The sequence below is a fragment of the Streptomyces spinoverrucosus genome, from assembly GCF_006539505.1.
Lineage (GTDB): Bacteria > Actinomycetota > Actinomycetes > Streptomycetales > Streptomycetaceae > Streptomyces > Streptomyces spinoverrucosus.
The window spans coordinates 1-12,941 of sequence record NZ_BJND01000006.1 but is presented as its reverse complement, the minus strand read 5'-3'; the positions used below and the strand labels follow the sequence as shown (position 1 = coordinate 12,941).

Below are 12,941 nucleotides of genomic sequence, written 5' to 3'. Positions count from 1 at the left end.
GCCGGGACCGGGCTCTGGGGTCGCCGTCGCGTCGCGCCTGAGTGGACTGTGGGCTTGCTGCCGCCCCGGCCGCCGTGGCTGGCCGTCGGCTTGTTGCCGCGCCGTTCATGACCAGGCTGTGCCGCCCCTGACCAGGGCGTCACCCGGCGACCGGCTCCAGCACCCGCCCGGCCCGCTCGGCCTTCCCGCCCTGCCTGGCCTTCTCGGCCGCGGAAGCCGCCCTGGGAGTGGCCTCGGCGGACCCTCCGGAAGTCGCCTCGGAAGCCGCACCGGGAACCACCTGGGCAGCCGCCCCGGAAACCACCTGCGCAGCCGCCCCAGAAGCCCTCTCCGCCCCCCGCCGACCCCGCGACGACCGCCACAGCCACAGCACATCCCGGCCGAACGACCACACCAGCGACCCCAACGCCAGCCCAACCACCGCCGCGTTCGCCGCCCACGGCAGCAGGTCCGCCCCCGCCACCAGCAGGAAAACCCCCTGCACCGCGGCCACCGTCTTGCGTGCCGTGCTCGGCGGTAGTGGTGTGTTCAGCCACGGCAGGAATCGGGCCGCGGCGACGAAGGCGTACCGCATGGCGCCGATCATCAGCACCCACGGTCCCAGCGACATCGACACGTACACACTCAGGACGAGGATCAAGAACGCGTCGACCTCCATGTCGAACCGCGCCCCGAGCGCCGACGACGTGCCCGTGCGCCGCGCGACCTTGCCGTCCACCCCGTCGAGGATCAGGGCGACCGCCGTCAGGCCGACCAGCAGCGTGACGGGCGGGGCGCTTTCGAAGGAGTCGGCGACCAGCGCGGTCACCCCGCCGACCAGGGTGGCCCGGCCGAGGGTGACCCGGTTGGCCGGGCCGAACGACCGCAGCCCCGACCGGTGCAGGGCCCGCGAGAGCACCGCCCAGGTGGCGATCGCGAAGGCGAGGCCGGTCAGCCAGCCCGCCGGTCCCATGCCGATCGCCGATCCGAGCAGAGCCAGCAACAGGATCTGCACGCCCGCGCCTACGGCAGTCTCCTGCTGGACCAGCCTCGCGTCATACGTGTTGTTCAGGGCCACCGCACATTCCTCCGGCCAGGTGACAGAGTCGATCAACGCCGCGTACTGTGCGCGGCCTGTGCACACCTCGGTACGTGAACCACTTCCCGATCGTTCAGGAGGCCCGCCGATGATCCGCGCCGCACGTGCGTTCTGGCTGAGTTCCCCGGGGCGGGGAGAGCTGCGGGACGTCGAGCTTCCGGACCCGGCCGAGGGCGAGGTGCTGGTCCGCACGCTCTACTCCGGCGTCAGCCGGGGCACGGAGACGCTGGTCTTCCGGGGCGGGGTGCCGCAGAGCCAGTACACGGCCATGCGGGCACCGTTCCAGGAGGGCGACTTCCCGGGGCCGGTGAAGTACGGCTACCTCAACGTCGGGGTGGTGGAGGAGGGACCGGCGGACCTGGTGGGCCGTACGGTCTTCTGCCTGTATCCGCACCAGACGCGGTACGTCGTCCCGGCCGCCGCCGTGACACCGGTACCGGAGCACGTGCCCGCCTCCCGCGCCGTACTCGCCGGCACCGTCGAGACCGCCGTCAACGCCCTGTGGGACGCGGCGCCGCTGATCGGCGACCGGATCGCCGTGGTCGGCGGCGGCATGGTCGGCTGCTCGGTGGCCGCGCTGCTGGCCCGTTTCCCCGGCGTGCGCGTGCAGTTGGTGGACGCCGACCCCGCGCGGGCCAAGGTCGCCGAGGCGCTCGGCGTCGACTTCGCCGCACCCGCCGACGCACTCGGCGAGTGCGACCTCGTCGTGCACGCCAGCGCGACCGAGCAGGGCCTCGCCCGGTCACTGGAACTCCTCGCCGCCGAGGGCACGGTGATCGAGCTGAGCTGGTACGGCGACCGGCGCGTCGCCCTCCCGCTGGGCGAGGCCTTCCACTCCCGCCGCCTGACCATCCGCAGCAGCCAGGTGGGCACCGTCTCCCCGGCCCGCGCCGGCCGGACGTACGCCGACCGGCTCGCCCTCGCCCTCGACCTGCTCGCCGACCCGGCACTCGACGCGCTCGTCACCGGCGAGTGCGCCTTCGAGGAACTCCCGGACGTACTGCCCCGGCTGGCCTCCGGTGAGATCCCGGCGCTCTGCCACCGGGTGCGGTACGCCGAGGACGCCTGACCCGAACAGACATCGCCTGTCCTGAAACCGCCTGGCCTCGGAAAAGACGTACGAGCCGCTGAACAAGGGAAGGACAGCAGCCGTACTACTCGGCATCCATGCCCCGCACCTGGAGGGTCGTTTCGTTGTTCAGTGTCACCGTCCGCGATCACATCATGATCGCCCACAGCTTCCGCGGCGAGGTCTTCGGCCCCGCGCAGCGCCTGCACGGAGCGACGTTTCTGGTGGACGCCACGTTCCGGCGGGAGCAGCTGGACGACGACAACATCGTCGTCGACATCGGACTGGCCACGCGGGAACTCGGCGCCGTCGTCAGCGAGTTGAACTACCGCAATCTGGACAGCGAGCCCGATTTCGCCGGGATCAACACCTCCACGGAGTTCCTGGCGAAGGTCATCGCCGACCGGCTCGCCGAGCGCGTGCACAAGGGCGCGCTGGGGGAGGGGGCCAAGGGGCTCGCGGGCATCTCGGTCACCCTGCACGAGTCGCATGTCGCCTGGGCGAGTTACGAGCGTGGCCTGTGACCGACACGACCGTGGCGAAGCTCTCCTACGTGCCCGCCCAGGCGGCCCCCAGGAACGGCGAGATCATCCCCATGTCCCTGCGCACCGTGCACTTCGTCATGCCGGGCGGCGTGGACGACCCTGCCACCCCCAGCGGCGGCAACGCCTACGACCGGCGGGTCTGCCTCGACCTGCCCGGCTTCGGCTGGCGGGTCCACAAGCAGCTGGTGGACGGCTCCTGGCCGCGACCGGGCGCCGCCGCCCGTACCGAACTCGCGCGCACGCTGCGGGACCTGCCGGACGGCGCGGTGGTGCTGCTCGACGGGCTGATCGCCTGCGGCGTACCGGAGATCGTCGTCCCCGAGGCCGAACGGCTGCGCCTCGCCGTCCTGGTGCACCTGCCGCTCGGCGACGAGACGGGACTGGACCCCGCGGTGGCCGCCGACCTGGACGCCAGGGAACGTACGGTCCTGCGGTCCGTCGACGCGGTGATCGCCACCAGCGACTGGGCGGTCCGTAGACTCGTCTCCCACCACGGCCTCGACCCCGACCGCGTCCATGTCGCCGCCCCCGGCGCCGACATCGCACCCCTCGCCTCCGGCACCGACGGCGTTTCACGCCTGCTGTGCGTCGCCGCCGTCACCCCGCGCAAGGGGCAGCACCGGCTGGTGGAGGCCCTCGCCGGGGTGACCGACCTGCCGTGGAGCTGCGTGTGCGTCGGCGGACTCGGCCAGGACCCGCAGTACGTTGCTGATCTGCGGGACCGGATCAGCAAGTACGGCCTGGAGAACCGCATCCACCTCGCGGGCCCCCAGTCAGGCGCCGAACTCGACGCCAGCTACGCCGCCGCCGACCTCATGGTCCTCGCCTCCTACGCCGAGACCTACGGCATGGCGGTCACCGAGGCACTCGCGCGCGGCATCCCCGTGCTGGCCACGGACGTCGGCGGCGTCCCCGAGGCGGTGGGCCGCGCGCCCGACGGTGGCGTCCCCGGCATCCTCGTCCCGCCGGAGGACCCCGCCGCGCTCGCCGCCGAACTGCGCCACTGGTTCGGCGAGGCCGACGTACGCCGCCGCCTGAAGTCCGCCGCCCGCAGCCGCCGCGCGGCGCTCGGCGGCTGGGCCACCACCGCGAAACACCTGGCCGGCGTGCTGAGCCGGCTCCCCGACGAACCCCGGAGGGCGGCATGAACGGAACGACGACGGCTGCACAGGACACGGGGAACACCGGAAGGGTCCCACCCCAACCGGGGGCGAGGGATACGGCGAACGGGGGGAAGGGCTCGGCGAACGTGCCGCTGACCGCGCCGGTCGCGAGCGGCTCGGAGGAGGGCGGACCGGCGGGTGGGCGGGAGCAGCGGCCTGCCGTTGCCGAGAGCGCCCCACCAGCCGGGCCTCGCCAGGGGCAGCCGGAGGCCGAGGCCGTGCGCGGCTCGGGCCCGCAGAACACCCCGGTCGGCTCCCGGGCCGGTCGCCAGGGGACTGTCGTTGGTTCCGGGCTCGCTGTGCACGCCGCCGAGCCCGCTCCCACCCCGGTTATCCCCGGTGCCGGTCCCGCCTCTGCCCGTCCGGGCGAGCGGCCCACCGTGCGGCTGCGTGACTCGGAGCCCGGTGACGAGCAACCCCGGTACGCCCCCGAGTGGCTGGAGCTGCGGGAAGGGGCCGATGCGGCCGCCCGGGCGCACGAGTTGCTGGATCCGTTGCGGATCCGGTTGGCCAATCTGCCCGGGCGGGCCGGCGGACTCGTCGTGCACGACCTGGGGTGTGGCACCGGGTCGATGGGACGGTGGCTCGCGCCCCGGATCGACGGAGCCCAGCACTGGATCCTGCACGACCGCGATCCCTACCTCCTGCACTTCGCGGCCGTCGCGTCCCCGCGGACCGCCGCCGACGGCAGCCGTGTCACCGTCGAGACGCGGCGTGGTGATGTCGCCCGCCTCACCTCGGACGCCCTCGTCGGCGCCTCCCTGGTGACCGCCTCCGCACTGCTCGACGTCCTCACCCGCGAGGAGGTCGACACGCTCGCCGCCGCCTGCGCCGAGGTCGGTTGCCCGGCGCTGCTGACGCTCTCCGTGGCGGGCCGGGTCGACCTCACCCCGGAGCATCCGCTGGACGCGGAGATCACCGAGGCGTTCAACGCCCACCAGCGCCGCACCGGCCTGCTCGGACCGGACGCGGTCACCGCGACGTGCGAGGCGTTCGCGGAACACGGCGCGACCGTCCACGTACAGCCGAGCCCCTGGCGGCTCGGCCCGGGTGAGGCCGAGCTGACCTCCCAGTGGCTGCGCGGCTGGGTCGGCGCGGCCGTCGAGCAGCGCCCGGAACTGGCGGCGCCGGCCGAGAAGTACCTGGCCGCCCGCCTGGCGGCCTGCGCGGCGGGCGAGTTGCGCGTCACCGTCCACCACAGCGACCTGCTGGCGCTGGCCCGCCCGACGGGCGGAGCGTCATGAGCGCGCCGACGGTGAGCGCCGGTACGGCGAGCAGGGCGGCCTACGTCCCCCCGCGCACCCGCCCCCGCCTCACCGCCCGCGCCCTGCGCACCCACCTCGGCACCCTCGCCGGTGTTGCCATCCTCGCCGTCCTGCTGTGGCGCATGGGCACCGGCGTCTTCCTGGACGGACTGCGCCGCATCGACGCCGCCACGCTGCTGGCGGCCCTCGGTATCGGTTTCGCCACCACCGCGTTCAGCGCCTGGCGTTGGCAACTGGTGGCGCGCAGCCTGCACATCCGGCTGCCGCTGGGACCGGCGCTGGCCGACTACTACCGCGCCCTGTTCCTCAACGCCGCCCTCCCCGGTGGCGTCCTCGGCGATGTGCACCGGGCGGTGCGGCACGGGCAGAGCGCAGGCGACCTCGGCCGTGGCGTCCGCTCGGTCGTCCTGGAACGGACCGCCGGTCAGGTCGTACTGGCCCTGGTGGGCTTGGCGGTCCTGCTGACGTTCCCGTCCCCGGTGCTCGCCGAGACGCGGCACATCGCCCTGCTGCTGATGTTCGCCGTGGTCGGCGCCGTCGCGATCGCTCTCGCCGTGCGCATGAACCGGACGCCCGCTGCCCGCCGGCGCCGCGCCCTCCTCGCCGAGGCCCGCGAGGCCCTGCTGTCCCGCCGCAACGGGCCCGGCGTCATCGGCTCGTCCGTCGTGGTCCTCGCGGGTTACGTGGCGATGTTCCTGCTCGCCGCCAGGGTCACCGGCACCACCGCCTCCGCCACCGTACTGCTGCCGCTCGCGGTACTCGCCCTCCTGGCCATGAGCCTGCCGCTCAACGTCGGCGGCTGGGGCCCGAGGGAGGGCGTCACCGCCTGGGCCTTCGGCGCGGCCGGCCTGGGCGCGGCCAACGGCCTGACCGTCGCGGTGGTCTACGGCGTCCTCACCTTCACAGCAAGCCTCCCCGGCGCCCTCGTCCTGACGGCCCGCTGGTACACGACCCTGAGGACCACCCCAGCCCACTCCGTCTCGCCCACTGCCGCTTCGGACGTCGACGGCGCGAGTTGGTCGGTTGCCGTTTCGGACGGCAACGGCTCTCGCTCGTCCGCTGCCGCTCACGTCCGCGATCAACCCCGCCCGACCTCCGCCGCACCGGACCGCCCCCACCCCCGCTCGCCTTCCGCCGCCCCCCACCGCGCCAACCCCCGTCCACCCACCGCCGCCCCCCACCCCGACTACGCCCGCCCACTCCCCGCCCCCTCCCCCGTGAGCAGCGAGAAATACGCCCCGAACGATTCCGCCAGACTCCCCAGCAGCACCTTCCCCTTTTCCGCATCACCCAGCGAAGGACGGCCTATGACCCCCGAATCCGTATAGCCGGACATACCCAGGCTGAGCAGATGACGCCGGTCGTCCGCGACGTAATCGGCGGTCTCATGGCCGGGCCTGACCAATTCCGGATGAGTGTGCAGAAGGATGGAGGTCTCGATTTCCCCCGCGTGCATGTCGGTGAGCAGCGAGGTCCGCACCCCGGCCCGCTCCCGTGCCGTCTCCCAGTCCTCCGCGGCCGGGAACAGCGCCATTCGCTCACCGCGCGCGGAGGATTCCTGAACGACGTTTCCCAGGACATAGTTTCCGCCGTGCCCGTTGACGAGGACCAGTGCCTCGACGCCCGACCGGCGGAGCGACTCGGCTATGTCCCGTATCACCGCGTGAAGGGTCACCGAGGAAATGCTGACGGTCCCCGGCCAGGCAGCGTGCTCGTGCGAGCAGGAGATCGTCACCGGAGGAAGGAGGTGCACCGGGTACGTGTCGGCGATCTCCCGCGCGACGGCGCAGGCGACCAGCGTGTCCGTCGCCAACGGAAGGAACGGACCGTGCTGTTCGAAGCTCCCCACGGGAAGGACGGCGATCTGCCGTGAGACATCGGCCCCCCGCGTCCGTACGTCCTCCGTGGTGTCACCGGGCACCAGTCCGTGCCGCACCGCACCGGATCCCGCCGGCCGAATTCCCGAACCACTCATTTCTTCACGGCCTTTCGTCTCTGCTTAGGAACCAGATCATGACAGAAAACATCGGCGTCATAGGCAAGAAGTCAGCGCAGCGCACCGGCGTGGAACGCGTCGTGAATGCCCCCCTGCCCACGGTGTACGGGCAATTCCGGGCGGTCGGCTACCTCGACCACGACCGCGGCGACGAACAAGTGGCCCTGGTCTACGGCGACATCGGCACCGACGACGTCCTCACCCGGCTGCACTCGGAGTGCCTCACCGGCGACGCCTTCGGCTCCCAGCACTGCGAGTGCGGCGACCAGCTCGCCTCCGCGCTGCGCGCCGTCGCCGCCGAAGGACGCGGCGTGGTCGTCTACTTGAGAGGGCACGAGGGCCGCGGCATCGGCCTGCTCGCCAAGCTGCGTGCGATGGCCCTGCAGGCGGAGGGCCTGGACACCGTCGAGGCCAACCTGGCGCTCGGCCTGCCGGTGGACGCCCGCGACTACGGCGTCGCCGCGGAGATCCTGCGCGATCTGGGGGTGGCGAGCGTCCGTCTGATGTCGAACAACCCGCGCAAGCGTGAGGCGCTGCTGCGGCACGGCATCGAGGTCGCCGAGCAGGTGCCGCTGCTGATTCCGCCGTGCGAGAACAACATCACGTATCTGCGGACGAAGCGGGAGCGACTGGATCACCATCTGCCCCACCTGGACGCGGTCGCGCACTGGTCCTGACCCGGAACGGGAAGTGTCCTGAGGGGGTAGGCGGGGGACACGGGAGAGCAGCCCCGGCGGACCGGGCCGGGGCGACCCCCGCTGCCGGAAGGAGCGCGCGTGGTGAATCAGGCCTCGGTCGTCGTCATCGGCGGCGGCGTGATGGGCACCAGCATCGCCTGCCACCTCGCCCGCGCCGGCGTCCCCGACGTCGTGCTGGTCGAGCGGGACGAACTGGCCTCCGGCTCCACCTCGAAGGCGGCCGGCGGGGTGCGGGCGCAGTTCTCCGACGAGCTCAACATCCAGCTCGGCGCACGCAGCCTGGAGGCGTTCGGCCGCTTCGAGGAGGAGACGGGATACGACATCGGACTGCACCGGGTCGGGTATCTCTTCCTGCTGTCGACGCCCGAGGAGGTCGCCGCGTTCGAGGCGGGCGTACGGCTCCAGAACGCCCTCGGCGTGCCGAGCCGGCTGACCGACCCGGCCGAGGCCCACCGCCTGTCGCCGCTGATCACCACCGACGGGCTGCTGGCCGCCGCCTACTCGCCCGACGACGGCCACTGCACGCCCGAGGCCGTCGTCCACGGCTACGCGGCCACCGCCCGCCGCCACGGGGCGACGATCCTGCGGCACTGCGAGGCCACCGGCATCGAACTGCACGGCGACACCATCACCGCCGTCACGACCAGCCGGGGCCGGATCGCCACCGACACGGTGATCTGCGCGGCCGGCGCCTGGTCCAGGCAGGTCGCCGCGACGGTCGGCGTCGACCTGCCGGTGGAGCCGCTGCGCCGCCAGATCGCGGTCACCGAACCGGTCCCCGGACTCCCGCCGACCCTCCCCATGACCATCGACTTCACCACCAGCCTCTACTTCCACACCGAGGGCCCCGGCCTGCTCGTCGGCATGTCCGACCCGGAAGAGACCCCCGGCTTCGCCACCGACACCCACGACCGCTGGATCCCCGCCCTGTGCGAGGCCATGGCCCGCCGCGCCCCCGCCCTGCTCGACCTGCGCCGCACCGGCGGCTGGGCGGGCCTGTACGAGAACACCCCGGACCACAACGCCCTGATCGGCGAGGCCCCTTCACCGTCCCGCTTCCTGTACGCGACCGGCTTCTCCGGCCATGGCTTCCTCCAGGGCCCGGCCGTCGGCGAGGTCGTCCGCGACCTGTACCTCGGCCGCGTACCCTTCGTGGACGTCCGCCCCCTGAGCGCCGACCGCTTCGCGGCCGACGCCCCGCGCCCGGAGGCCAACCTCGTATGACCGAGCTCCACCTGTGGCTGCGCCACGAGACCCGCCCCACCGAACGCCGCACGCCGATCGTGCCCACCGACGCCGCCCGGCTGATCGCGAGCGGGGTCGCCCTCACGGTCGAGGAGTCAGCCGAGCGGGCCTTCCCGATCGAGGAGTACGAGGCGGTCGGCTGCCGTGTCACGGCCCCGGGCTCCTGGGTGTCGGCGCCGCCGGACGCCGTGATCCTCGGTCTGAAGGAACTCCCCGAGCAGCCGCACGCCCTGACCCACCGGCACATCTACTTCGGCCACGCCTACAAGAGCCAGCCCGGCGCGGCCGAGCTGCTGCACCGCTTCACCGCCGGCGGCGGCACCCTGCTCGACCTGGAGTACCTGGTCGACGACCACGGCCGCCGCCTGGCCGCCTTCGGCTTCTGGGCGGGCTACCTGGGCGCCGCCCTCGCCGTCCTCCACCACCGTGGGCGGCTCACCGCACCCCTGACGCCCACGCACAAGGAGGCGCTGGACGAGACCCTGCGTCCCGCCGCCGGGGATACCGACTTCACCGCGCTCGTCATCGGCGCCCTGGGCCGCAGCGGCCGCGGCGCGCGCGTCGCCTTCCTCACCGCAGGCATGGAGCCCACCTGCTGGGACCTCGCCGAGACCCGCGCCCTGGACCGGCGGGCCCTGCTCGCCCACGACGTCCTGGTCAACGCCGTGCTCGCCACCACCCCGGTCCCGCCATTCCTGCGCGAGCAGGACCTCGACGACCCCGAACGGCGGCTGCGCACGGTCTGTGACGTCACCTGTGACGTCGGCTCGCCGCTCAACGTCCTGCCGGTCTACGACCGCGTCACCGACTGGGCCGAGCCCGTACGGCAGCTGCGCAAGGAGCCGCCGCTCGACCTGATCGCCATCGACAACCTGCCGTCGCTGCTGCCGAAGGAGTCCAGCGAGGACTTCTCGGCCGCGCTCACGCACCAACTGCTCGACTTCCACGCGGGCGGGCCGTGGGGGCGCTGCCGGGAACGGTTCCATGCGGCGATCCGCGAACTGGCTATCGTAGAAGGGGAGTCCCGAGGTGACTGAGCAGCGCGTTCCCGCGAGCGGCACCGTCCACTGGGTCGGCGCGGGACTGTCCACCGGCAGCGGTCTGGCCATGCTGTGCGACGCCGCCGAGCGGGTACGGCTGTGGCACCGTACGCAGGACCGCGCCGCCGGGGCCCTGGCCCGGCTGGGCCTCACCGGCCGCGCCGAGCCCCGCGCGTTCACGCTCCCCGCGCTCACCGCCGAACTGGCGCCCGGCGATGTCGTCGTATCGATGCTGCCCGCGCCCGAACACGCCGGGCTGCTCGGGGCCTGCGTCGCACAGGGCGCCCATTTCGCCTGCTCCAGCTATGTGTCCGAAGCGGTGCTGGAGCAGGTGCCCGCGGCCACGCGGGCCGGGCTGGTCGTGCTCACCGAGGCGGGTCTGGACCCGGGGATCGACCACCTGTTCGCGCACAGCCTCGTCGCCCGGGCACGTGAGGCGATCGGCGCGGCGACCCCGGCGTCGTACCGCCTCACCTCGTACTGCGGTGGACTACCGGCGGTGCCGAACGACTTCCGGTACCGCTTCAGCTGGGCACCTGCCGGGGTCCTCAACGCCCTTCGGGCTCCCGCCCGTTACATCGAGGACGGTGTGGAGACCGTCGCCGAGCGGCCCTGGGAGGTGACACGGCCGCATGCCGTCGGCGGCGAGACCTTCGAGGTCTATCCCAACCGGGACAGCGTGCCGTTCATCGCCCAGTACGAGCTGCCGCCCGCCTGGACGCCGACGACCTTTGTGCGGGGCACGCTGCGGCTGGAGGGCTGGCTGAAGGCCTGGGCGGAGGTGTTCGAGGAGCTGAAGGGCGGTGACGACGACCGGATCGGGGCGCTGGCGCGGGAGTTGGCGCAGCGCTATCCGACCACGGACGCCGACCGGGACCGGGTCGTGCTCGCCGTGTCGCTTCAGGTGCACGGCGCGGAGGGACTGACCTGGTCGGGCGGTTACCTCCTGGACCTTGTGGGGGACGAGGAGGAGAGCGCGATGGCCCGGTGCGTCTCCCGCCCGCTGGCCGTGGGTGTGCGGCACATCCTGGACGGCTCGCTGCCGCCGGGCCTCAGCCGTGCGGCCGGGACGGCGGCCCGGTCCGAGGAGTGGCTGGACGAACTCGCGCGCGAGGGGATTCCGTTCACGCGTCCTTGATCGCGTCGTGGACCAGTTGCTTGAGGTCCCGGAACATCGTGTGCGAGGTCCGTGGCCGCACCTGCGTCATGAACTGCACGGTCAGATCCCGGCTCGGGTCGACCCAGAACGTCGTGGTCGCGACCCCGGTCCAGCCGAAGGTGCCGAGCCCGGCGGGCGCGAGCGTGCGGGCCGGGTCGATCACCACGGAGACGCCGAGCCCGAAGCCGACGCCGTCGTTGCCGGGCTCGTCGTGGGCCGGGCGGCTGCCGAAGGAGCGCAGGTCGGCGCCGCCGGGCAGCTGGTTGGTGGTCATCAGGTCCACCGTCTCGGGCGTGAGCAGCCGCACCCCGTCGAGTTCGCCGCGGCGGCGCAGCAACTCCATGAAGCGGTGCATGTCGTACGCGCCCGCCACCATGCCGCCACTGCCCGACAGAAACCGCGGTCGGCCCCGCAGCGGCAGGCCGGGAATCGGCTCGATCCCGGTGCCGTTCTCCTTCTCGCCGTACATCTCGGCGAGCCGGGCCGCCTGTGCGTCGCCGACCTCGAATCCGGCGTCCGGCATTCCGAGCGGGCCGAAGATCCGCTCGGTGAGGTGCACGTCGAGCGGCTGCCCCGACACCACCTCGATCACCCGGCCGAGCACATTGCTGGCAACCGAGTAGTTCCACTGCGTGCCCGGCTCGAACTGCATTGGCAGGCGCGCGTACACGTCGATGGTCTCGGCCAGGTTCGCGCCCGGTGGCACCGACGACTCCAGACCCGCCTCGCGGTAGAGGGCGTCGACGGGGTGGGTGTGGTAGAAGCCGAAGGTCAGGCCCGAGGTGTGGGTCATCAGGTGCCGGACGAGTATCGGCCCGTCGGCCGGGCGGGTCCGGGTCTGCGCCCCGGAGCCGCTCTCGTACACCCGTGCGTCGGCGAAGGCGGGGAGATGCCGGGCGACCGGGTCGTCCAGCGACAGCCGTCCCTCCTCCATGAGCATCAGCGCTGCGACCGAGGTGACCGGCTTGGTCATCGAGTAGATCCGCCACAGCGTGTCGGGCTGGACGGGCAGTTGGGCGGCGATGTCGCGGTGGCCGTGCGTGGCGAGGTGCGCGACCCGGCCGCCGCGGGCGACGGAGACGAGGTAGCCGGGCAGGCGGCCCTCGTCGACGTAGTGGGCGAAGTGCTGGTCGAGCCGGTCCAGCGCCTTCCCGTCCAGCCCCACCTCGCGCGGGTCCACCTCTTGTCGCAGCAGTGCCATCGCTCTACCTCCGCCTTCTTTCGTCGAGGTGCGATCGGAGATACCCCCGCCCCTGTGCCCTCAGACCTCATCGTCGCGCAGGAATACGCAAAGGGTCGGCAGGGTGATCAGGATGTGCCCGACCCGCGCTCTTCGTCCCGGCGCGGCCCGGCAGCAGGAGAGCCGCCACCGCACCGGCCACGGCGACTCCGGCGAGGACGAGCAGCGGCGCACGGCCCGCGCCCATGAGCGTCGTCGCCAACGCCACGCCGAGCACCGGCCCGACGTTCATCGCCGTCTGCTGCAGACCACCCGCCACTCCGGCCGACTCCACGGGCGCCTGCCGTACGACGACATGGGTCGCCGCCACCATCACCGTGCCGAACCCGGCCCCGAGCAGCGCGAAACCGACGCCGAGGGGCAGCGGACGGGCGGCGGGGACGAGCACGAGGATGCCCGCGGCGAGGACGGCCATCGCCGCCACGGTCGTACGGCGGGCGCCC

General features: G+C 72.9%; 12 protein-coding genes and 1 pseudogene. 9 read left to right on the top strand and 4 right to left on the bottom strand.

Going from position 1 to position 12,941, the window contains the following annotated elements; translation table 11 throughout:
* Positions 1 to 139: 139 nt before the first annotated feature.
* On the bottom strand, positions 140 to 1,057 hold the full coding sequence (locus SSP24_RS04215) for a CDP-alcohol phosphatidyltransferase family protein (RefSeq protein ID WP_141307400.1): 918 nt from the start codon (positions 1,055 to 1,057) through the stop codon (positions 140 to 142).
* Between the two features lie 109 nt (positions 1,058 to 1,166).
* On the opposite strand from SSP24_RS04215, the gene SSP24_RS04210 reads away from it, so the two are divergent.
* From SSP24_RS04210 to SSP24_RS04190, 5 genes and pseudogenes are all read left to right on the top strand, one after another.
* Positions 1,167 to 2,147, top strand: a complete 981-nt coding sequence (locus tag SSP24_RS04210; protein ID WP_141307399.1) for a zinc-dependent alcohol dehydrogenase — start codon at positions 1,167 to 1,169, stop codon at positions 2,145 to 2,147.
* Positions 2,148 to 2,272: 125 nt separating this feature from the next.
* Entirely contained in the window at positions 2,273 to 2,671 is a 399-nt protein-coding gene (locus SSP24_RS04205; RefSeq protein WP_141307398.1) for a 6-pyruvoyl trahydropterin synthase family protein, read from the top strand.
* Between the two features lie 71 nt (positions 2,672 to 2,742).
* A complete protein-coding gene (locus tag SSP24_RS04200; RefSeq protein ID WP_174864590.1) occupies positions 2,743 to 3,840 on the top strand; it encodes a glycosyltransferase family 4 protein in 1,098 nt (365 codons plus the stop codon).
* Positions 3,841 to 4,154: 314 nt separating this feature from the next.
* On the top strand, positions 4,155 to 5,099 hold the full coding sequence (locus SSP24_RS04195) for a class I SAM-dependent methyltransferase (RefSeq protein ID WP_141307449.1): 945 nt from the start codon (positions 4,155 to 4,157) through the stop codon (positions 5,097 to 5,099).
* Positions 5,096 to 6,025, top strand: a pseudogene (locus SSP24_RS04190) (lysylphosphatidylglycerol synthase transmembrane domain-containing protein); the annotation flags it as partial. The gene SSP24_RS04195 and the pseudogene SSP24_RS04190, both read left to right, overlap by 4 nt.
* A 281-nt stretch (positions 6,026 to 6,306) precedes the next feature.
* On the opposite strand, the gene SSP24_RS04185 reads toward SSP24_RS04190, so the two are convergent.
* Positions 6,307 to 7,095, bottom strand: a complete 789-nt coding sequence (locus tag SSP24_RS04185; protein ID WP_141307396.1) for a creatininase family protein — start codon at positions 7,093 to 7,095, stop codon at positions 6,307 to 6,309.
* A gap of 38 nt (positions 7,096 to 7,133) precedes the next feature.
* On the opposite strand from SSP24_RS04185, the gene ribA reads away from it, so the two are divergent.
* The 4 genes from ribA (at position 7,134) to SSP24_RS04165 (ending at position 11,237) form a co-directional block, all read left to right on the top strand.
* Complete coding sequence (ribA, locus tag SSP24_RS04180; RefSeq protein WP_141307395.1) at positions 7,134 to 7,793, top strand: GTP cyclohydrolase II; 660 nt, start codon at positions 7,134 to 7,136, stop codon at positions 7,791 to 7,793.
* 99 nt (positions 7,794 to 7,892) lie between these two features.
* Positions 7,893 to 9,038 (top strand): NAD(P)/FAD-dependent oxidoreductase, encoded by a 1,146-nt coding sequence (locus SSP24_RS04175; RefSeq protein ID WP_141307394.1) that lies wholly within the window; start codon positions 7,893 to 7,895, stop codon positions 9,036 to 9,038.
* Complete coding sequence (locus SSP24_RS04170; protein ID WP_141307393.1) at positions 9,035 to 10,096, top strand: saccharopine dehydrogenase; 1,062 nt, start codon at positions 9,035 to 9,037, stop codon at positions 10,094 to 10,096. Before SSP24_RS04175 ends, SSP24_RS04170 begins: the two co-directional genes overlap by 4 nt.
* A complete protein-coding gene (locus SSP24_RS04165) occupies positions 10,089 to 11,237 on the top strand; it encodes a saccharopine dehydrogenase family protein (RefSeq protein ID WP_141307392.1) in 1,149 nt (382 codons plus the stop codon). The genes SSP24_RS04170 and SSP24_RS04165 overlap by 8 nt, the downstream gene beginning before the upstream one ends.
* On the opposite strand, the gene SSP24_RS04160 is transcribed toward SSP24_RS04165, so the two are convergent.
* Positions 11,224 to 12,459, bottom strand: coding sequence for a serine hydrolase domain-containing protein (locus tag SSP24_RS04160; RefSeq protein WP_141307391.1), 1,236 nt, complete (start codon positions 12,457 to 12,459; stop codon positions 11,224 to 11,226). The genes SSP24_RS04165 and SSP24_RS04160 overlap by 14 nt on opposite strands.
* A gap of 67 nt (positions 12,460 to 12,526) precedes the next feature.
* On the bottom strand, positions 12,527 to 12,941 hold a 415-nt coding region (locus tag SSP24_RS04155; protein ID WP_141307390.1), incomplete at its 5' end, for an MFS transporter.